Below are 19,528 nucleotides of genomic sequence, written 5' to 3' on the forward strand. Positions count from 1 at the left end.
CCCCCTCTAAACCGAAAGCCGGGAAAAGAAAAGTCACTGGTGCTGACCTAGTTGCAATTATTTGGCGACCCCGGCAAGGGCTGGCGCGCCAAGCGGGCGAAACAAGGTCAGCACACGCGACATATATAGAAGTTTCCCAATTCCGTCAGCGCCTTGCGCGCACCCCATCCAGGTCCCCTGCATGACACTCTTCAATCTCCTTCTGGTCGCCATCATCCAGGGCCTGACCGAATTCCTGCCGATCTCGTCCTCCGGGCACCTGATCCTGCTGCCCGCGCTTACCGGCATGGCCGACCAGGGCCAGGCGATCGACGTGGCCGTGCATGTCGGCACCCTCGGCGCTGTCATCCTATACTTCTGGCGCGACGTCTCGACGGGGCTTGTCGGCCTCGGGCGGCTGGTGCGGGGCAAGGTGGACACGCCGGGGGCGTTCCTGGCCCTCTGCCTGATCGTCGCCACGATCCCGGTCATCCTCGCCGGTCTGGTCCTGAAGCTGACGGGGCTGGACGAGACGATGCGCTCGGCCGCGGTGATCGGCTGGACCATGCTGCTGTTCGGCCTGTTCCTCTACTGGACCGACCAGCGCGGCGCGACCGACCGGGTGGCGGAGCAGTGGACGCTGAAGCACGCGCTGGTCATGGGGCTCTGGCAGATGGTGGCGCTGATCCCGGGCACCTCCCGTTCGGGCATCACCGTCTCGGCGGCGCGGCTCCTGGGATACGAGCGGCAGGACGCGGCGCGGCTGTCGATGCTGATGTCGATCCCGACGATCCTCGCCTCGGGCATCCTGCTCGGGGCCGAGGTCGCCGGATCCGCCGACGCGCAGCTGGCGAAGGATGCCGCCATCGGCGCCGCCTTCGCCTTCGTCGCCGCCCTGCTGGCGCTGACCCTGATGATGCGCCTTCTGCGCTCGGTCAGCTTCACGCCCTACGTGATCTACCGGGTGATCCTCGGGGTCGGTCTGCTGGTCTGGGCCTATTCCTGAGAGCGGCGGCGCAGGTTCCGCGCCGAGGCCTTGATTGCGGCATACTGGCCCGAGGGGCGGAACCGCCACAGGTACTCGGGCAGCACCGTCTCCATCGAGGTCGGCGCGATCCCGAGATCGGCGAAGGTGCGGGCGTCCGGCGACACCACGTTGTCATGGGCGAGGTTGCGCACCTGGTCGCGCGTCAGCGGCCCGGCGATCAGCCCGCCGGTCATGCGGCCCAGCAGGTCGAAACCCGAGCCCATGATTCCCGCCAGCCAGAACGGGATGTTCACCACCAGCCGCCGCCGCTGGATCACGTCCAGCATCTGCTTCATCAGCGCGCGGAAGGTCATCACCTCGGGCCCGCCGAGTTCATAGACGCCGTGGGCCGACCCGGTCAGCCCCTCGACCGCGGCCAGCGCCACGTCGTCGACATAGACCGGCTGGAACCGCGTGTTCGCGCCCACCACCGGCAGGACGGGGCCAAGCCGGGTGAGACCCGCGAAGCGGTTGAAGAACTCGTCCTCGGGGCCGAAGACGATGGAGGGGCGCAGGATGGTCGCCTGCGGAAAGGCCTCCAGCACCGCCGCCTCGCCCCGCGCCTTGGTGCGGGCATAGGCACTGTCGCTGTCCTCGTCCGCGCCGATGGCCGAGACATGGACAAGCCGGGAAATCCCGAGTTCGGCCGACAGCCGCGCGATCCGCCCGGGCGCCTCGGCCTGGACGGCGTCGAAGGTCTGCCTGCCGCTCTCGGCCAGGATGCCGACGCAGTTCACGACGGCATCGGCCCCCCTCAGCACGGCGCGCACCGAATCGTCGTCGCGGATGTTGCAGAACACCGGCTCGACCTGGCCGACGGTTCCGTAGGGGCGCACGAACATGGCGTCGTTGGGGCGGCGCACCGCCACCCGCACCCGCCAGCCCGCCTTGGCCATCCGCCGCGCGACATAGCGCCCGATGAAGCCGGAGCCGCCGAAGATGGTGACAAGTCTGGTCATGTCTCTGTCCGCCTGGCTGAGGATCGCACCCGGTTTACTTGCGCCTCCCGCACCGCACAAGGCGCAATTGCCCCGCTTTCCCCCGCATCCGCCCGTGCCGCCGCGCATCCCCGACGACGCCGCGAAATTTCTGGGCCGAGGCCGTTGACAGTCCCCGCCGCCTGCCGTAGATCGCCCGTCACGCAACCTGCCCAGGTGGCGGAATGGTAGACGCGCTAGCTTCAGGTGCTAGTACTGGCAACGGTGTGGAGGTTCGAGTCCTCTCCTGGGCACCAATTCTCAAGTGACAATACAGAACACGCATCGCGGGATCGAAACGATCCACGCGCGTGTCTCGCTGCGCCGGTCACATCGGATCGCGCGGCGCCCCGGGGGCTGTGCAGGCGGTGACGGCCCGCCGCATTCGGCGGACCGCCGGAGGGGTCTCACCCCTCGGCGCGCAGCACCCTCAGGAAACGTTGAAGGCGCAGGGCGGCGTCGCGGCGGCGGGGGCGGCGGTGCAGTTCGGCGGTCTGCGGGGTCGGGCCCTCGCGGCGGGCGCGGCCGAGGAAGTTCTTCAACCGGGCGGTGCCGGTGCGCGTGCCGGGAGTGTCGGCGATATGACGGGGCATGATCGGTCTCCTCTCTCGTGATGCGGTTTCCGCACCGTCGATCATAACACGAATCGCCACCTCGGGCGACCCGGCGCGGATCCGGTGGCGCCCTCCCGCCCTTGACCTCGCCCGGCGCACCGCCGACATGGAGGGCAACCGAGGAGAGCCCCATGCCCGCACCGAACCCCGCAGCGCTCGATTTCCTGCTGACCCGCCGCTCGCGCCCGGCCAAGACGCTGGGCCTGCCGGTGCCGGACCGGGACGAGCTCTGCACCCTGCTGACCGCCGCCGCCCGCACCCCCGATCACGGCAAGCTCGAGCCCTGGCGCTTCATCGTGCTGGATCGCCGCGCCCTCGAAGCGCTGGCCGAGCGGATCGGCGAACGGGGCGAGGCGCTCGGCACCGATCCCGAGAAGCTGGCCAAGGACCTCGACACCTACGGCAAGGCGAACCTCGTCGTCGCGGTGGTCGCGGCGCCGAAGGCGTCCGAGAAGATCCCGGCGATCGAACAGACCCTTTCGGCCGGCGCGGTCTGCCTGTCGCTGCTGAACGCCGCGCTGGCCGCGGGCTGGGGGGCGAACTGGCTGTCGGGCTGGATGGCCTATGACGAGGAGATCACCGGCTGGCTTGGCCTCGCCGGGGGCGAGAGCATCGCAGGCTTCGTCCACCTCGGCTCGGAATCCTCCGAACCGCCCGAGCGGCCGCGCCCCGACATCGACGCGATCACCACCTGGTTCGTGCCCGGATCGCCCGCGTGATCCTCGGCTCGGCCATCCGGGCGCTGCGCCAGGTCGGCGATCCGGCGTTCCGGCGGGTGCTGCTGCTGGGCCTCGCACTGACCGTCGCGCTGCTGTTCGCGGTCTATGCCGCCTTCCTGGGCCTCGTGAACTGGATGGTGCCCGACACGCTCGATATACCGATGCTGGGCGAGGTGACCTGGGTCGACGACCTGCTGTCGGGCGCGTCGGTCATCCTCATGCTGGTGATGTCGGTGTTCCTGATGGTGCCGGTCGCCTCGGCCTTCACCTCGCTCTTCCTCGACGACGTGGCCGACGCGGTCGAGGCGCGGCACTATCCCGCCCTGCCCCCCGGCCGGCGCGTCGGGATCCTGGAGGGGCTTGGCGACAGCGTGAAGTTCATGGGCGTGCTGATCCTCGCCAACATCGTGGCCTTCGTGATCTACGCCTTCTTCCTGCCCTTCGGCCCGGTGATCTTCATCGTGATGAACGGTTATCTGCTGGGCCGCGAGTACTTCCAGCTCGTCGCGCTCCGCCGCCTCTCACGCCCCGAGGCGAAGGCGATGCGGCGCCGTCATGCCGCGACGATCTGGGGCGCGGGAACGCTGATGGCGCTGCCGCTGACGGTGCCGCTCCTGAACCTGCTGGTGCCTGTGCTGGGCGCGGCCACCTTCACCCATCTGTTCCATCGCCTTGCGACACCGGCGGGTCCATCCGTCCGAACCAGTCCAGATCGCGCACGCTGATCATACCCGAGAAGATGATCCCGGCGATCACGCACCAGATCACGGCCGAGACGATGGTGACCCACATCGCCTTGCGCTTCAGGTTGAACTCGGCCGGGGAGCCGGCGTGGGTGCCCGGCACGATCTCGCCCTCGTCGCCCTGGGTGCGCAGGCCGATGGGCAGGGCGATGAACAGCACCATGAACCAGATCACGGCGAACAGGACGATGGCAGAGGTGATGCCCATGGCAGGTCTCCTTTCGGGCTGACGGGTCGGACGGTGACTGTTGCGGACAGGAAGGACGAGGCCGCGCCTCAGCTCTGCTCCAACTCGATCAGGCAGCCGTTGAAGTCCTTCGGATGCAGGAACAGCACCGGCTTGCGGTGGGCGCCGATCTTCGGGGCGCCGTCACCCAGCACCCGCGCGCCGCTTGCGGTCAGCCGGTCGCGGGCCGCGAAGATGTCCTCGACCTCGTAGCACATGTGATGGATGCCGCCCGACGGGTTGCGCTCGAGGAAGGCGGCGATGGGGCTGCCCTCGCCCAGCGGGTGCAGCAGTTCGATCTTGGTGTTCGGCAGGTCGATGAAGACGACGGTCACGCCATGGTCGGGCTCGTCCTGGGGGGCGCCGACCGTGGCGCCCAGCGTGTCGCGGTACTGCGCCGACGCGGCGGCCAGGTCGGGCACCGCGATGGCGATGTGGTTCAGCCGTCCGATCATGGCGCGCTCCCTCGCTAGGCTCGCAGCCGTTATGCGCAGGGCAGGCCGCGGTCGCAAGGGGCGCATGGCCGCAGCCTGCGCGTCTTAACGCGGTGTTATCTTTCGTGGCCGACAGTCGTCCTGCGCCGAGACGCGCCTGCGAACGGAGGACGAGATGCCGGAGATGCGCGACGAATTCCTGTTCCCCTGCCGGCCGACGGCCGAGCGTCCGTTGCTGGGCCAGACCGTCCTGATCGTCGAGGACAGCCGATTCGCCAGCGAAGGCGTGCGGCTGATGTGCCTGCGGCTCGGGGCGCGGATCCGCCGGGCCGACACGCTCGCCGCGGCCGGGCGCCACCTCAAGGTCTATCGCCCGACGGTGGTGCTGGTCGATCTGGGCCTGCCGGACGGATCGGGGCTGGACCTGATCCGCGACCTCGACGCCGCGCGCCCGCGGGTGCCGGTGCTGCTGGCGACCTCCGGCGATTCCCACCTGCGGGACCGCGCGCTCGGGGCGGGGGCGGACGCCTTCCTCGAAAAGCCGATCCCGGGGATCGAGGCCTTTCTGGGCACGATCCTCGACCGGCTGCCGCACCCCGACCGGCCGCGCCGTCCCCGGCCCGTGCTGGACGAAGTCATCGTCGCGGACGAGGCCGCGCTGCTCGACGACCTGTCCCACCTTGCGAACCTGCTGGGTGGCGACCTGGACCCGGCCGGGATCGAGTACCTGTGCGGCTTTCTCGGCGGACTCGGCCGCAGCATCGGCGACCATGCGCTGACGGAGGCTGCCGAGGCGCTGACGCATCTGCAGCGGGAAGGCCGTCCGACCGGGCCTCAAGTATCGCGCATCGGCGCCCTGGTCCGCGAACGTCTCGACACCCGGAAGATCGCGGTCTGAGCCGGTGGGCAGGGAAGCCGCGTATTGCCACGATGCCGCCGGGCCTTCCACGAAGGGCGGTCACGTCTGCGGACCGCCGCACCCATCCTCAGGCGCCAAGGGCCGGGTCCGAGGCGACCCGCACCGGCGCGGTCAGCTCGCCCAGGGCACGGCGCTGTCGGCCGTCGGGGTCGAAGTTCTCCGGCCCGCACCAGGTCTCGAAGGCGGCGGCAAGGGCGGGCCAGTCCGAATCGGTCACCGCGAACCAGGCGGTGTCGCGGTTCCGCCCCTTGACCACCGCGGCCTGTCGGAACACGCCTTCGAAGCTGAAACCCAGCCGTTGCGCCGCACGGCGGGAGGCGAGGTTCAGCGCGTTGCACTTCCACTCGTACCGGCGATAGCCCGCGCCGAAGGCCCAGGCCATCATCAGGAACATCGCCTCGGTGGCGGCGGGGGTGCGGCGCAGGCCCGCGGACAGGGCGATGTGGCCGACCTCGATGCTGCCCGCCGCGGGCGAAATCCTGAGGAAACTGGCGACACCGCCGGGCGCACCCGACGCGCGGTCCTCGATCGCGTAGAAGAAGGGGTCGGACCCGCTCGCGTCACGGCGCATCCAGTCGGCATACTCCGCCACGTCCGCGAAGGGACCGTAGGGCATGTAGTCCCACATCGCCGCATCCTCGCCGTTGGCGCGGAAGAGCGCGGCGGCATGGGCACCGGCCTCCAGCCGCCGAAGCCGCGCGAACCGGCCTTCCAGCAGCGGCGGCCCCGGCATCGGCGGCGGCACCCAACCGGGAACCCTGCGGCCAAGGCGCGTGTCGTCATCCCTCATTCCGTCGTCCTTCCGTCGATGCCCCCAAGTTGCACCGCTTCAATCTCACTTTTGTCCGATTTCGTCACCATCTTAGCTCTCGACCCGCAGAGCTGCCCCTGCGGAGAATGATCGGAGTAACGTGATGGAAGCGATCGTCGCCCTTGCCCTGCGCCCGAAGCGGAAGACCGACCTTCTGGATCGGCTGATTCTCGGGGCCGGGCTGATGTCGCTGATCGTGGCCGTGATCGGGACCCTCGCGCTCGGCACGCCCCCACAACTGGCCGAGGACGCCCCGGACACCGGCGCGCCGAAGGTGCTGCGCACGTCCTGATCCTTACGGCCCCTGCCGCCCCGACCTGCGGGGCGAAAAGTTCAGAGCAGCAGGCCCGGATCCGCCCCCATGTCGAGCCCCGGGAAGATCTCGGTTTCCAGCTGCGACCGGCTGACACCGTAGTTGCCGTGCAAAGCCCAGGCGGCATAGGCCCGCACGTCGGCCGTCGGCATCAGGTCGCGCCGCTCGTAGAGGGCGGTCTCGGACAGCCCCGGCCACTTGCCATAGACCTTGCCGCCGCGCACCGCGCCCCCGGCCAGCAGCATCGCGCCGCCGGTGCCGTGATCCGTCCCGCCCGAACCGTTCTCGCGCACCGTGCGGCCGAACTCGGTCATCGCCAGCACGGTGGTGCGCTCCCAGACCGGGCCAAGCCCCTTGCGCAGGGCCAGGACGGTCCGCGCCAGCCGGTTCAGCGTGCGGGGCAGCGCCTTCTGCTGGTCGCGGTGGGTGTCCCAGCCGTTGATCGAGAAGGCGGCGATGCGGGATTCCTCGCGCAGCCGGCCGGCCGTGAAGGCGGCCAGCTCCTCCTCGGGAATCAGCTTGCCCCCGGGCAACGCCGCGTCCCCGACCAGTTGCGCCCCGTCGCGCTCGCGCAGGGCCGCAAGCTCGATCGCCTCGGTCGCGGAGTCCCGGAACAGCGGGTCGTCGTGGTAGATCTCGTTCAGCAGCAGCCGCGCCTGGGGCGAGACCGAAAGCTCGGCATTGGGCGACCAGTTCATCACCGGCGCCTGCCCCTCCAGCACCTTCATCTCGTCGCTGCCGATGGCATAGGCGGTGCTGCTCTCCACGCCCGGTTGCGTCTGCAGCATCCGGTTCAGCCAGCCGTCGCGCCGGGTATGGTCCGGCACGTCAAGCCCGGTGCCCGCCTCCAGGATGTCCTGGCCGTCGAAATGGCTGCGCTTATCGCGGTAGGGGGTCGAAACCGCCTGCACGAAGCCGAGTTGCCCGGCCTTCCAGAGCGGCATCAGCGGCGACAGGGCCGGGTTCAGCTCGAAGAAGCCGTCCAGCGGCAGGCCCGGCGCCGTCTCCTTCAGAAGCCCCGCGCGGGCCGCGGCATAATCCGGATCGCCCACGGGGCGCACGACGTCGAGCCCGTCCATCGCGCCGCGCAGGATGATCGTCACCAGCCGCGCGTCCCAGGGGGCGGCGGCGAAGGTCACGGTGGTCATCAGCGGAGAGGCGGCGGCCGAACAGCCGATGAGCGCCGCGCCGCGGGTCAGCAGGCCGCGCCGGGTAAGGGTCTTGGGCATCGCTGCGTCCTTTCCTGTGCCGGATCAGCGGCGGTTGAATTCGGGCGAGGCAAAGACCAGCCCCACCCCCTGCGGCACCGTCTCGCTGGCGCCGACGGCCCAGACCAGGCGCGGCGAGGCGGCATCGTCCAGCACCCGCGTCACGAAGCTGCGGGGGTCGGGCAGTTCCTTGCGCAGCATCGAGGGGACCTGGAGCCCCCAGAGGATCCGTTGCGACACGCCGAGCGGGGTGATCCAGGCCTCGGCCTCTTCCGGCCAGCCGTTGGGCCCCCCGGGCAGCATGAACCGCTGCCCCATCACGTTGAGCGTGCGGAACATCGCGCGGCGGAACTTCTTGTCGTCCATCGCCATGATCTCGTCGCCCCCGATCCCTAGGGCGACGATGCCGGAAGCCACGAAGTCGAACGGCTGCTTGGCCTTGGCGAAGACCGGCGTCCAGGCATCGGGATGGCGGAGCATCGCATCGTAGACGGCGAACAGGTCGCCGCCCGTCTTCGTCCAGGTGGCGCTCATCTGGTCGACCAGCGCCTGCGGCGGATCGTCGGACACGAAGTGCACCGCCAGCTTGCGCGAGACATGGGCGGCGGTGTCGGGGTGGACCGAGAGATCGTCGAGGAACGCGAGGATGTCGTCGAGGCGCGCAGGCTGCTCGCCGCCATAGCTCTGGCCCAGGATCGTCTCCGCCCCGGGTTCGGCCTTGGGGGGGAGGAACGCGAAGCCCCGGGCGGCGCGGAAGTCCAGCCCGGTCAGAAGCTCTGCGAACTGGCGGACGTCGTCCTGTGTGAACGACCCGCCGACGCCCATGGTGTGCAGTTCCAGCACCTCGCGCGCCAGGTTCTCGTTCAGGCCGAGGTTCCGCTTCTTGCCTGCCGGCGAATTGGGGCCGACCGAGGAGGTCTGGTCGAGGTAGAGCAGCATCGCCGGATGGAGCACGGCGGCGCTCAGCAGGTCGGCGAAGCGGCCGGTGAGGTTCGGCCGAAGGGCACCATCGATCTTGGCGATGGCGAAGGGCGTCAGGCTCACGCCGCGGACCGGCGCCGTGAAATGGTCGGACCAGAAGGTGGTCAGGCGCTCGCGGAACGGCGAGGAGGTCTCGGCGATCCGCGCGAGGCTCACGCGCAGGGCGCCCAAGGTCTCGAGGTTGATCTCCTTCTGCTTGGCGGTGCGCCGCTCTGCCGCCGCCTTTCCCCCGCCCTTCACCTTCCGAGCGAGCGCGTGCACCTCGGTCACCATCTTCTGCGCGGCGGCAAGGTCCAGCATCGGATAGGCCTGGGCCACCTTGTCCGGCAGTTTCAGCGACTTCAGCACGGCATCGGGCGAGTCGGGCTGCCCCTCCGGGCCCAGCCCGTAACCGAACCGGATGGCGGCGATGGTCGCGGTCTTCATGCCAGGGCCCTTCCGAAACCGGCCCGCCATGCCGGACCAAACCTGCCGCAGCGATAGCAAATCCGCCGGGGTCGCCCAAGGCACATTCCCGCGATCCCGCCCCGGATCGGCGATCGGGCGCTCAGCCCTGCGGCGTCATCACCTTGCGGCCCTTGGCACGCTCCAGCCCCAGCGCGCGCTCGCGCCAGATGATGAAGATCCCGGCGGCGATCACCACCGCGACCCCGGCCAGCATGACGAGCGTCGGCGTCTCGCCGAAGACGGCATAGCCGATGCCGACCGACAGGAGGATCGAGGCGTATTCGAACGGCGCCACCACCGACACGTCGGCCAGGCGATAGCTCGTGGTCAGCAGGATCTGCCCGAAGCCGCCAAGCAGCCCCGCCGCCACCAGCATCGCCGCGACCTTGGGGCTGGGCACCGCCCAGCCGAAGGGCAACGAGCACAGCGCCATGACCGAGGCGGTGATCGAGAACCAGAAGACGATGGCCGAGGTCTGTTCGGTCTTGACCAGCTTGCGCACGAAGACCTGCGCCAGCGCCGCGCAGGTGGCCGACATCAGCACCAGCATCGCGCCCAGCGCCTCTTCCGGCTCGACCGATCCGCCCGAAAGCGCCGTGAGCCGCGGCGAGAGCACAATCAGCACTCCGGCGATCCCCATCGCCACGGCCGACAGGCGGAACAGCCGCACCTCCTCGCCCAGGAACATCGCGGCGAAGACGACGACCAGCAGCGGCGCGGCGTACTGGATCGCCTGCACCTCGGCCAGCGGCAGGAAATAGAGCCCGGCGAAGCCGAGGCCCATGGAGGTGGTCCCGACCACCCCCCGCCAGACGTGCCCCATGGGGTTGACGGTGGCGAGCCCGGTCGAAAGCTCCCCCCGCCACATCAGCCAGCCGAGGATCACCGGCACCGCGAAGGCCGAGCGGAAGAACACCGCCTGCCCCGGCGGCACCTCGGCCGAGGCCCCCTTGATCAGCGCCGACATCAGCACGAACAGCGTGACCGAGCCGAGCTTGAACAGGATACCGCGGAACGGGGACATGAAGGGCCTTCCGGAAGGGAACGGGTCCAGCCCTTAGACCGCAATCCCCGCGCGGTCCAGAGCCTCGGCCACGCCGGTGAAGTCGGCGCCGCCGTGCACGAAGACCCCCATGTTGCGCATCGCCGCCATCTTCTGGCGCTCCTCCTCGCCCAGGCTCCGGCCCGCCTCGCGCAGGATCACGCCGGCGACCTGGCCCCCTGCCCGCTCGCAGACGCGGTGATAGATCTCGGCATCGTGCTGCCCGGTGTCGCCCAACAGGACGAAGGGCAGATCGGGATTTGCCGCGAGGATCCGCTCGATCGCCGCGCCCTTGTGCTCGGCATGGGCGTTGCCGCCCTTCGCGGCGGTGCCGACGCCGAAATCGCGCAGGAACATCGGCCCCGCCACCAGCCCGGCACGGGCGAAGACCTTGTCCAGGAAATAGTGCAGGTTCCAGGGGCTGGAACTGACGTAGAAGACGGGGTTCCGGCCGTGGGCGTGCAGGTGATCCATCAGCACCACGGCGTCCGGGAACACCTTCCGCGTCAGGGCCGAGCCGGTGAAGGTGGTCCAGAGGTTCCTCGGCAGCGAATAGGCCCCGGTCTTCATCATCGTGTCGTCGATGTCCGAGATGATGCCGAGCCGCGCCTCGCGCGAGGGCACCATCACCGGAAACGGCACCGGCGGATCCTGACCGCCCACGATGACCGTCTCGACCTGGTGCCAGCCCGGCCCCTCGCCCTCCCGCGGGACCTCGAGCCAGACATAGCCCTCGCCGTCGCTCACCGCGGTCAGGCCACGCGCCTGGACGGTGACGCCCGCCACCTCGTCGGTCAGGAACAGGGACAGCATCTGGCGCAGGTTGGCGTATTTCCCCTGGTCCGGCAGCGGCGCGGTGCGGCGCGACGCGGTCAGCACCCGGCCGCGCAGGATCAGCCGGTCGGGCGTCGCGAAGCCGCGATAGCCGTCCAGAACCGGGCTCGCGTCGCGATTCCGGAGCGCGGCGTCCATGACCCGCTCGAAGCCCGTCCCGAGCTTGTGGAGAATGCTACGTCCCAGCACCGCGCGCCGCCCGTCCCCTATCGACCGTCCTTCCGCCGCCCCCCCGGCGAGGGCCGTTCCTCCGTCAACCGTCGCCTCGCCCAGGCCGCCGCATCGCGCACCACGGGGTCGGCATCGGCCAGAAGCGGCTCCAGCACCTGCACCTGCACCGAATCCGCCGCGTTGCCAATGGCATAGCACACATTTCGCACAAAACGATCCCGTCCGATGCGCTTGATAGGGCTGCCCGAGAACCGCGCCCGGAAGCCCGCATCGTCCAGGGCCGCCAGATCCGCCAGCCGCGGCGCGTCCAGATCGCCCCCGCCACGATAGCGCAGATCCCGCGCCGCGGCGGCGAACTTGTTCCAGGGACAGACCGCCAGGCAGTCGTCGCAGCCGTAGATCCGGTTCCCGAGCAGCGGCCGCAGATCCTCGTCCACCGGCCCCCTGTGCTCGATCGTGAGGTAGGAGATGCAGCGCCGCGCATCCAGCTGGAACGGCGCCGGGAAGGCCGCCGTCGGGCAGATGTCGAGACAGCGGGTGCAGCTGCCGCAGTGCTCGGCCTCCAGCGCGTCCGGCTCCAGCTCCACCGTGGTGAAGATCGCCCCGAGGAACACCCAGTTGCCGATCTCGCGCCCCAGAAGGTTCGTGTGCTTGCCCTGCCAGCCCAGCCCCGCCGCCTGGGCCAGAGGCTTCTCCATCACCGGCGCGGTGTCGACGAAGACCTTGATCTCCTCGCCCGGGCACCGTTCCAGCAGCCAGCGCCCCACCCGCTTCAGCCGCTTCTTGACGATGTCGTGGTAATCCTTTCCCCGCGCATAGACGCTGACCGCCCCGAGGTCGGGCCGCTCCAGCACCGCCAGCGGATCGACCTCCGGCGCATAGCTCTCGGCCAGCATGACGACCGACCGCGCCGCGGGCCACAGGGCTGTCGGATCCCCCCGCCAGCCCATCCGCTCGGCCATCCATCCCATCTGCCCGTGCCGCCCCGCGGCCACGAAGGCCGACAGCCGCCCCGCCGCGTCCGGGATCGCGTCCGGCCTGCACACGCCCATGGCCGCGAACCCGGCGTCCATCGCCTCCGCCTCCAGCGCAGCTTTCAGATCAGAGGACACGGACATCCCATCTTTGCTTCACAAATATCCTGGGGGAGGCCCGAAGGGCCGGGGGCAAAGCCCCCGAAACCCGGTCCGCCGCCTCAGAAATCCAGGTCGGCGTAATGCGGCGGCGGCAGGAAACCCGAGATCTGGTCGGCCAGGATCGACCGGAAGGCGGGGCGCGACTTGATCTTGGCGTACCAGTCCTTCACCGTCTCGCTCCGGTTCCAGTCCACGTCCGAGATGTAGTCGAGGCAGGACAGGTGCGCCGCGGCGGCGAAATCGGCCAGCGTCATCGCGTCGCCCGCCAGCCAGCGGCGCTGGTCCAGCAGCCACGCCATGTAGTCGAGGTGGAACTTGATCGCCTTCGCCCCCTGCTTGATGTTCGTGCTGTCGGGATAGCCGAGCCCCATGACCTTCTTGTTCACCCGCTCGTAAAGCAGCTTCGACGTCACCTCGCGGTGGAACTTGTCGTCGAACCAGCCGATCAGGCGGCGCACCTCGAAACGGCCCTCGGGGTCGGCGGGCAGCAGGGGCGGTTCGGGATGCAGCTCCTCGATGTATTCGCAGATCGCCACGCTCTCGCTCAGGATCTGCGAGCCCATGCGCAGCACCGGCACCTTGCCGGCCGGGTTGCGGCGCAGGAAGTCGGGGTCGTTCTCCCAGTACCGCTCCTCGACCAGCTCCACCTCGATCTTCTTCTCGGCAAGGCTCAGCCGCACCTTGCGACAGAAGGGCGACAGCGGGACGTGGAACAGACGGTTCATGGGGAGTTCACCAGGGGAAGGGGTCGGGGATTGATGCCCCCCTTACCACGGCGAATCAACCCTCGAAACAGGCGGCGCGGCCATCGGCGCGGATCGTGGCCGCCCCGTCGCGCACCTGCGCGGCCCGCTTGCGGACGAAATCGCTCGGCCGGCTGGCCGAGCGTCCCTTCGGATCGGGCAGGATCGCCGCCAGCCGCGCGGCCTGGGTATCGCTCAGCTTGGCCGGGGTCACGCCGAAGTAATGCTGGGCGGCGGCATCGACGCCGAACACGCCCTCGTCGAACTCGGCGATGTTGAGATAGACCTCGAGGATCCGCCGCTTGCTCCAGACAAGCTCGATCGCCGGGGTGATGACGGCCTCCAGCGCCTTGCGGGTCCAGGAGCGGCCCTGCCAGAGATAGAGGTTCTTCGCCACCTGCTGGCTGATGGTCGAGGCGCCGCGCGCCGCGCCGTCCTCCAGCGCCATGCGGATCGCCGTCATGTCGAAGCCCCAGTGCTCGCAGAAGTTTGCATCCTCCGCCGCCACGGCCGAACGCGCCATCGCCGGGGCGACATCGTCGATCGGCACCCATTCATGGTCGATGGCGCCGAGGCGCTGGCGCTCGGCCCGCATGTAGGGGGTGGTGGGCGGATCGAAGACGGCGAAGCAGCCCACCGCAATGAACAGCACCGCGGCGGCGAACAGCACCAGGCGCACGGTCCAGAGCGCCAGCCACCGTCCGGGCCGGAACCTGCGCGCTGCCACCGCCTTGCCTGTTGTCTTCTTTGCCCGTGCCACGGCGCAGCATAGCCACGGCGCGCGGCCGGGGGTCAAGGGCCGACGCGGCGCCAGGCCCCGGACGCGGCGCGTCGGCCCGCTGCCGCGCCGCACCGCACAAAGGGGCAACCCGCTTGCCGCCGCCGGAAAATCTGCGAAACCTCGGCGCCATGGAAAAGCATCTGTTCAGCTTCGGCCACGGCTACTCGGCCCGCGCCCTCGCCGCCCTGCTCCTGCCGGAAGGATGGCGGATCACCGGCACCACCCGCAGCGCCGACAAGGCGGAGGAGATCGCGGCGACCGGCGTCACCCCGCTGGTCTGGCCGGGCAACGCGATCGCCCCCGACCTCGCCACCGCGACGCACCTGCTCGTCTCCGCCGGCCCGGACGAGAACGGCGACCCCGTGCTGGCCGACGCCGGGGCGCGCGCCGCCATCGCCGCCGCCGCGCCGCATCTCGGATGGGTCGGCTACCTCTCCACCACCGGCGTCTACGGCGACCACCAGGGCGGCTGGGTGGACGAGACGACGCCGCTCACCCCCTCCACCCGGCGCGGACAGCACCGTGTGCGGGCGGAAGGCCAGTGGCAGGCGCTGGCGGAAGAGAGCGGACTGCCGCTCCACATCTTCCGCCTTGCGGGCATCTACGGCCCCGGCCGCGGCCCCTTCTCCAAGGTCCTGAACGGCACGGCGCGGCGGATCGTGAAGGAGGGCCAGGTGTTCTCGCGGATCCATGTCGAGGACATCGCCCGGGTGCTCGCCGCCTCGATCGCCCGTCCCGATCCGGGCGCGATCTACAATGTCTGCGACGACGACCCGGCGCCGCCGCAGGACGTGATCGCCCATGCCGCCGAACTGCTGGGCCTGCCGCTGCCCGAGGAAGTGGATTTCGAGACCGCCGAGATGTCGCCGATGGCGCGCAGCTTCTATGCCGAGAGCAAGAAGGTCGACAACACGCGCATCAAGCGCGACCTCGGCGTGACGTTGAAATACCCCGATTACCGCAGCGGCCTCGCGGCGCTGCTGGCGGCGGGCGACCGGTCCTGACGCCAGGCGGTCAGGTCGGCGCCGCCACGGTAGAGCAGCAGCAGCGCCCCCTCGGGTGCATGGTCGGCGAACATCTTCGACACCGCCCGGACCTCGGCAGGCCAGCCGAAGACGAAGGTGACGTCGGCCCCGAACAGCGGCAGGCCCTCCACCGGCCCAAGGTCTGCCGCCCGTGTCTCGCCCGCCAGGAACCCCTCGGGCTTGTAGCTCCCGACGGCAAAGCGGGCCCGCCCGCCGTGGGCCGCGGCCAGCCTGCGCGCCTCGGCCACCAGCACCGGCTCCAGCTCGATCCCCCATGCGTCGAACCCCGCCCGCTCGGCCAGCAGGGTGACAAGTCCAAGGCCCGAGCCCCATTCGCAGAACCCCGCCCCGTCGCGCCCGACCAGCCCGCGCGCCATCCGCACCGCCGCCCAGCCGACGCGCCCCGAGGTACCGACAAGCCCCGGCACCCGCCCCTCGGCCCCCGGTGCGCCAAGGGCGACGGCGCGGGCCTCGGCCGCCTCGGCCAGGGCGCGGTGCTCGGGCGGCAGCGGGTCGAAGGCGGGGCGGACATCCACGGCCGACAGCATCCCGCGCCCCCTATTCCGCCGCCGCCAATCGCCGCCGCAGAACCATGCGCCGGGCCAGGCAGATCCCCCAGCCGAGCCCGGTGAACAGCACCGCCATGGCAGAGGTCGAGAGGTAGAAGCGCAGACGGTCCGCGAGATCGAGGTCGTTCAGGAACGGATAGGGCAGCCCCGAGGTCGCGTCGCCCACGGGCGTGGCGTTCAGCGGCGCGACGGCAAGCTCGATCCAGCCGACATAGGCAAGGACCAGCACCGCAAGAACGCCCAGTACCCGCAGCGGCGCCCGGAAGGCGCCCATCAGGAGAAGCGCGTCGATCCACTGCAGCACCGGCCCGGCGAGGTGCAGGTAGTATTCCTGCCACCAGACGATCCCGTTCGCCCCGTTCACCAGCGCCGGGTCGATCAGGTAGAGCCGCCAGTAGAGCAGCACCACAAGCGCGTTCAGCACCGCCGCGACCGAGGCCAGCGTGTCGGGACGTGTCCCCCGCCCGCGCGCATGGCGCAGCACCGCGAAGGCCGAGAGCAGGGAGGCGGTCAGGGCCCAGATGGTGAGATAGCGGAACTGCCAGCCGAATCCGGCCTCCCCGAGGTGGCGGAACTGGTAGAGCCAGTAGCCGAGCGCCAGCAGCAGAACCGCCCGGCGATACGCAAGAAACCGTCCCGCCTGCTCCAACACCGCCTCCGACTGCCGTCACCGGCCCCGGATCCTAGCGGAATCCGTCCACGCCGTCACGTCCCGCAGGCTTTGCAGTTGCACCCTGCGCGCCATCGGCTATAGCGCGCAGCATGTCCCAGAATCCGCCCGATCTGCGCCCCGACCTGGCCCCGAAGGCCAGGCCCGGCGACGCGCCCCGTCCCGGCCAGCCGACCATCGGCATGGTCTCCCTCGGCTGCCCCAAGGCGCTGGTCGACTCGGAACGCATCCTCACGCGGCTCCGCGCCGAGGGCTACGGCATCTCACCCGACTACAGCGGCGCGGACGCGGTGATCGTGAACACCTGCGGCTTCCTCGACACCGCCAAGGCCGAGTCGCTCGACGCCATCGGCGAGGCGCTGGCCGAGAACGGCCGGGTCATCGTCACCGGCTGCCTCGGGGCCGAACCCGAGTACATCACCGGCGCCCACCCCAAGGTTCTCGCCGTCACCGGCCCGCACCAGTACGAACAGGTGCTCGACGCCGTGCACGCCGCCGTGCCGCCGGACCCCGATCCGTTCATCGACCTGCTGCCGGCCTCGGGCGTGTCGCTGACGCCAAGGCACTACAGCTACCTGAAGATCTCGGAAGGCTGCAATCACAAGTGCCGCTTCTGCATCATCCCCGACATGCGCGGCCGCCTCGCCTCGCGTCCCGCCCACGCGGTGGTGCGCGAAGCGGAACGGCTGGTGGCGGCGGGCGTGAAGGAGCTGCTGGTCATCTCGCAGGACACCAGCGCCTACGGCGTCGACCTGAAACACGCCGAGGCGAACGGCCACCGCGCCCACATCACCGACCTCGCCCGCGATCTCGGAAGCCTCGGCGCCTGGGTCCGTCTGCACTACGTCTATCCCTATCCCCACGTCCGCGAGCTGATCCCGCTGATGGCCGAGGGGCTGGTGCTGCCCTACCTCGACATCCCGTTCCAGCACGCCCATCCCGACACGCTGAAGCGCATGGCGCGCCCCGCCGCGGCGGCACGGACGCTGGACGAGATCGCCGCCTGGCGCGCGACCTGCCCCGACATCACGCTCCGCTCGACCTTCATCGTCGGCTACCCGGGCGAGACGGAGGCCGAGTTCCAGACGCTCCTCGACTGGCTCGACGAGGCGCAGCTCGACCGGGTCGGATGCTTCCAGTACGAGGACGTCAAGGGTGCGCGGTCGAACGCGCTGCCGGATCACGTCCCGGCGGAGGTGAAGCAGGAGCGGTGGGAGCGGTTCATGGAGAAGGCGCAGGCCATCTCGGCCGCGAAGCTCGAGGCCAGGGTCGGCACGACGCTCGACGTGATCGTGGACGAGGTGGACGACGAGGCGGCCACCTGCCGCACCAAGGGCGACGCGCCCGAGATCGACGGCACGCTCTTCATCGACGAGGGGTTCGAGGGGCTGAAGCCGGGCGACATCCTCAAGGTCTCCGTGGAAGAGGCGGACGAGTACGACCTCTGGGGACGTCCCGCCTGATCCTCCGAAGAAATGCGGGCCCCGAAGGGCCCGCGAGGATCACCTGCCGTCTTCGTCGTCGGGGCTGAACAATTGCAGCGCCGAGATAGAGTCGCGCTGCTTGCGTCCCAGCGCTCCGCGGCTCGACGCGCCCAGGAACTGGCCGTCGGCCATGATCCCGCCCACTTCGAGGATCGCGCGCTGCGCGAAGACCAGACCGAAATAGTCGACGTGGTCGCAATCCGTCACGCGCTCGATCCCCGGCATCGACAGCAGCGCATGGGCCGGAGCCAGGTATTCGGCCCGGCCGAAGAACAGCTCGGCCCGCCAGCCGGTGACCAGCACCCGGTTCTCCGGGGCCATCACGAGGTCGCTCGTCGGGCAGCCACGTCCCAGCGCCCCGGCCGAGATGCGGATCGGGCGCATGTGCCCGTTGGCGGGAGTGAAGCGGACGCGGTTGCGGTGCAGCACCTTCAGGGGCTGCAACCCGTGGTCGAGGGTCCAGACCATCGAGCCGGCATGCAGGTCTTCGACCGAAAGGCGCCCCTCGGCACAAAGGATCCGCGTGCCCCCGGCCAGGTCGATCTCGAAATGCGTCTGGCCCGAGGTATCGGACCGCTCGCTGTGGTCGAGCGCGATGGAAGCATCCCGAACGAGGGGCTCGTGATGGCCGGTCCGGATGTTGAACTCCATGGTCATGACAAGGATCCTTTCTCTGCGCCGCCATGCATCGCGGGGATGCGACGGAGATGGACGTTTCTCTGGCGCGGCCCGGGCTGCGCCTTCTTTCAACAACCTAAAGGAGAATGCAGGAAATGCAAAAGGCTTGGAGTTGAGGTCCGAGAAAACACCCGCGGCCGCTTCGGGGCGAAACAGTGGCCGGGAGATGGCAAAGATTAACCCCGCGGCGCAGACGGCGCAGAAGACAAGTTGCCTGAAAAAGAGGCGCCGATGCACGCGTCCCGCGAATCGGACGTATACCTACAACCCGGCAGCGACCCGCCGGACGGTGGCGATCCGCTGCGCGTTGGGTGGATGGGTGCCGAGGAAACGGTTGCCCGGATCCGGCGTGCGCATGAAGTATTCGGCCCCGCGCACCGGGTCATAGCCGGCCCGCAGCGCGATCACCGTGCCGAGCGCATCGGCCTCCAGCTCGAAATCCTTGGAATAGCGCCGCGCGCCCAGCGCCGCGCCGTATTGCTGCGCCTCGCGCACCCGCGCGGCACTCGCGCCGCTGGCCGACGCCAGGGTGCCCAGCAGCACCGCCCCCTCGTAGGCCGACTGCCGCCCGCGCTCGATGTGGCCCTCGATATGGTGCGAGGCCTCGTGCCCCAGGATGAAGGCCAGCTCGTCCGCGTTCCGCGCCGCCGCGATCAGCGACAGGGTGAAGCCGACGATGGGCCGCCCCTCCGGGTCCAGCGTCTGGAAGGCGTTCGGCTGCAGGCCCACTCGATCGTCAACGACGATCACGAAGTCGCAGTTCACCCCCACGGTGCGGGCGCGGCACTCGCGCTCGGCCACCGGCTCGACCGTTTCGATCACCGAGACGAAGGTGCGCGCCGCGCTCTGGCCGCGCGCCGCGCTGTCGATCGGCGGCGTCCCCGGCGACCGGACCACGAGAGGAGACTGCACGCTGCAGGCGCCCAGCACCAGCAGACCCAGAACCGCAATCAACCGCATCGCCCGCCTCCGTTCCTGGCTGCCCCGACAATACGCG

The 19,528-nt window shown here is 69.9% G+C and carries 23 protein-coding genes and 1 tRNA gene; 8 read left to right on the plus strand and 16 right to left on the minus strand.

The window, feature by feature from the left end:
* Positions 1 to 181: 181 nt before the first annotated feature.
* Complete coding sequence (locus tag A7B20_RS14975) at positions 182 to 985, plus strand: undecaprenyl-diphosphate phosphatase (protein WP_102109393.1); 804 nt, start codon at positions 182 to 184, stop codon at positions 983 to 985.
* Here A7B20_RS14975 and A7B20_RS14980 read toward each other — a convergent pair.
* A complete protein-coding gene (locus tag A7B20_RS14980) occupies positions 976 to 1,965 on the minus strand; it encodes a complex I NDUFA9 subunit family protein (RefSeq protein ID WP_102109394.1) in 990 nt (329 codons plus the stop codon). The two genes, A7B20_RS14975 and A7B20_RS14980, sit on opposite strands and share 10 nt — an antisense overlap.
* Before the next feature lie 189 nt (positions 1,966 to 2,154).
* On the opposite strand from A7B20_RS14980, the gene A7B20_RS14985 reads away from it, so the two are divergent.
* Positions 2,155 to 2,240: transfer RNA gene (locus tag A7B20_RS14985), tRNA-Leu, on the plus strand.
* A 150-nt stretch (positions 2,241 to 2,390) separates the two neighbouring features.
* Here A7B20_RS14985 and A7B20_RS14990 read toward each other — a convergent pair.
* Positions 2,391 to 2,576: a hypothetical protein gene (locus tag A7B20_RS14990; protein ID WP_102109395.1), complete on the minus strand. Its 186-nt coding sequence runs from the start codon at positions 2,574 to 2,576 to the stop codon at positions 2,391 to 2,393.
* Between the two features lie 152 nt (positions 2,577 to 2,728).
* On the opposite strand from A7B20_RS14990, the gene A7B20_RS14995 reads away from it, so the two are divergent.
* On the plus strand, positions 2,729 to 3,316 hold the full coding sequence (locus A7B20_RS14995; RefSeq protein WP_102109396.1) for a nitroreductase family protein: 588 nt from the start codon (positions 2,729 to 2,731) through the stop codon (positions 3,314 to 3,316).
* Positions 3,313 to 4,041, plus strand: coding sequence for an EI24 domain-containing protein (locus tag A7B20_RS15000; protein WP_102109397.1), 729 nt, complete (start codon positions 3,313 to 3,315; stop codon positions 4,039 to 4,041). Before A7B20_RS14995 ends, A7B20_RS15000 begins: the two co-directional genes overlap by 4 nt.
* Here A7B20_RS15000 and A7B20_RS15005 read toward each other — a convergent pair.
* Both A7B20_RS15005 and mce read right to left on the minus strand, forming a co-directional pair.
* On the minus strand, positions 3,968 to 4,267 hold the full coding sequence (locus tag A7B20_RS15005; RefSeq protein ID WP_102109398.1) for a DUF1467 family protein: 300 nt from the start codon (positions 4,265 to 4,267) through the stop codon (positions 3,968 to 3,970). The two genes, A7B20_RS15000 and A7B20_RS15005, sit on opposite strands and share 74 nt — an antisense overlap.
* A gap of 68 nt (positions 4,268 to 4,335) precedes the next feature.
* Positions 4,336 to 4,740, minus strand: a complete 405-nt coding sequence (mce, locus tag A7B20_RS15010; RefSeq protein ID WP_102109399.1) for a methylmalonyl-CoA epimerase — start codon at positions 4,738 to 4,740, stop codon at positions 4,336 to 4,338.
* Positions 4,741 to 4,903: 163 nt separating this feature from the next.
* Here mce and A7B20_RS15015 point away from each other — a divergent pair, with 163 nt between their 5' ends.
* Positions 4,904 to 5,617, plus strand: a complete 714-nt coding sequence (locus tag A7B20_RS15015) for a response regulator (protein ID WP_102109436.1) — start codon at positions 4,904 to 4,906, stop codon at positions 5,615 to 5,617.
* A gap of 88 nt (positions 5,618 to 5,705) precedes the next feature.
* Here the strand turns inward: A7B20_RS15015 and A7B20_RS15020 are convergent, their stop codons facing one another.
* Positions 5,706 to 6,428, minus strand: coding sequence for a GNAT family N-acetyltransferase (locus A7B20_RS15020; RefSeq protein WP_102109400.1), 723 nt, complete (start codon positions 6,426 to 6,428; stop codon positions 5,706 to 5,708).
* A gap of 124 nt (positions 6,429 to 6,552) precedes the next feature.
* Between A7B20_RS15020 and A7B20_RS15025 the strand changes: the two genes are divergently transcribed.
* Positions 6,553 to 6,741 carry a hypothetical protein gene (locus A7B20_RS15025; protein WP_102109401.1) on the plus strand — a complete coding sequence of 63 codons (189 nt, stop codon included), beginning with the start codon at positions 6,553 to 6,555 and terminating at the stop codon, positions 6,739 to 6,741.
* 41 nt (positions 6,742 to 6,782) lie between these two features.
* Here A7B20_RS15025 and A7B20_RS15030 read toward each other — a convergent pair whose 3' ends face one another.
* The 7 genes from A7B20_RS15030 to mtgA form a co-directional block, all read right to left on the minus strand.
* Positions 6,783 to 7,991: a DUF1501 domain-containing protein gene (locus A7B20_RS15030; RefSeq protein WP_102109402.1), complete on the minus strand. Its 1,209-nt coding sequence runs from the start codon at positions 7,989 to 7,991 to the stop codon at positions 6,783 to 6,785.
* 24 nt (positions 7,992 to 8,015) lie between these two features.
* Positions 8,016 to 9,377, minus strand: coding sequence for a DUF1800 domain-containing protein (locus A7B20_RS15035; RefSeq protein ID WP_157937698.1), 1,362 nt, complete (start codon positions 9,375 to 9,377; stop codon positions 8,016 to 8,018).
* Between the two features lie 121 nt (positions 9,378 to 9,498).
* Entirely contained in the window at positions 9,499 to 10,422 is a 924-nt protein-coding gene (locus A7B20_RS15040; protein ID WP_102109404.1) for a DMT family transporter, read from the minus strand.
* A gap of 33 nt (positions 10,423 to 10,455) precedes the next feature.
* Positions 10,456 to 11,463 (minus strand): phosphatase domain-containing protein, encoded by a 1,008-nt coding sequence (locus A7B20_RS15045; RefSeq protein ID WP_102109405.1) that lies wholly within the window; start codon positions 11,461 to 11,463, stop codon positions 10,456 to 10,458.
* 17 nt (positions 11,464 to 11,480) lie between these two features.
* A complete protein-coding gene (queG, locus tag A7B20_RS15050; protein ID WP_102109406.1) occupies positions 11,481 to 12,563 on the minus strand; it encodes a tRNA epoxyqueuosine(34) reductase QueG in 1,083 nt (360 codons plus the stop codon).
* Positions 12,564 to 12,640: 77 nt separating this feature from the next.
* Complete coding sequence (fzlA, locus tag A7B20_RS15055; protein WP_102109407.1) at positions 12,641 to 13,306, minus strand: FtsZ-binding protein FzlA; 666 nt, start codon at positions 13,304 to 13,306, stop codon at positions 12,641 to 12,643.
* Positions 13,307 to 13,361: 55 nt separating this feature from the next.
* Positions 13,362 to 14,051, minus strand: a complete 690-nt coding sequence (gene mtgA / locus A7B20_RS15060) for a monofunctional biosynthetic peptidoglycan transglycosylase (RefSeq protein ID WP_281260107.1) — start codon at positions 14,049 to 14,051, stop codon at positions 13,362 to 13,364.
* A gap of 182 nt (positions 14,052 to 14,233) precedes the next feature.
* Here mtgA and A7B20_RS15065 point away from each other — a divergent pair, with 182 nt between their 5' ends.
* On the plus strand, positions 14,234 to 15,109 hold the full coding sequence (locus A7B20_RS15065; protein ID WP_102109408.1) for an SDR family oxidoreductase: 876 nt from the start codon (positions 14,234 to 14,236) through the stop codon (positions 15,107 to 15,109).
* Here the strand turns inward: A7B20_RS15065 and A7B20_RS15070 are convergent.
* Together A7B20_RS15070 and A7B20_RS15075 are read right to left on the minus strand one after the other, a co-directional pair.
* Positions 15,061 to 15,678: a class I SAM-dependent methyltransferase gene (locus A7B20_RS15070; protein ID WP_102109409.1), complete on the minus strand. Its 618-nt coding sequence runs from the start codon at positions 15,676 to 15,678 to the stop codon at positions 15,061 to 15,063. The two genes, A7B20_RS15065 and A7B20_RS15070, sit on opposite strands and share 49 nt — an antisense overlap.
* Positions 15,679 to 15,688: 10 nt before the next feature.
* Positions 15,689 to 16,348, minus strand: coding sequence for an androgen-induced gene 1 family protein (locus tag A7B20_RS15075; protein ID WP_157937699.1), 660 nt, complete (start codon positions 16,346 to 16,348; stop codon positions 15,689 to 15,691).
* Between the two features lie 113 nt (positions 16,349 to 16,461).
* On the opposite strand from A7B20_RS15075, the gene rimO reads away from it, so the two are divergent.
* Positions 16,462 to 17,832, plus strand: a complete 1,371-nt coding sequence (gene rimO, locus A7B20_RS15080; RefSeq protein WP_102109411.1) for a 30S ribosomal protein S12 methylthiotransferase RimO — start codon at positions 16,462 to 16,464, stop codon at positions 17,830 to 17,832.
* A 39-nt stretch (positions 17,833 to 17,871) separates the two neighbouring features.
* On the opposite strand, the gene A7B20_RS15085 is transcribed toward rimO, so the two are convergent.
* Entirely contained in the window at positions 17,872 to 18,510 is a 639-nt protein-coding gene (locus A7B20_RS15085) for a Hint domain-containing protein (RefSeq protein WP_102109412.1), read from the minus strand.
* Positions 18,511 to 18,792: 282 nt separating this feature from the next.
* On the minus strand, positions 18,793 to 19,491 hold the full coding sequence (locus tag A7B20_RS15090; protein WP_102109413.1) for a M48 family metallopeptidase: 699 nt from the start codon (positions 19,489 to 19,491) through the stop codon (positions 18,793 to 18,795).
* Between the last annotated feature and the right edge of the window lie 37 nt (positions 19,492 to 19,528).

This window comes from Oceaniglobus roseus (genome assembly GCF_002869745.1).
In the GTDB taxonomy this organism is placed as follows: Bacteria; Pseudomonadota; Alphaproteobacteria; order Rhodobacterales; family Rhodobacteraceae; genus Oceaniglobus; species Oceaniglobus roseus.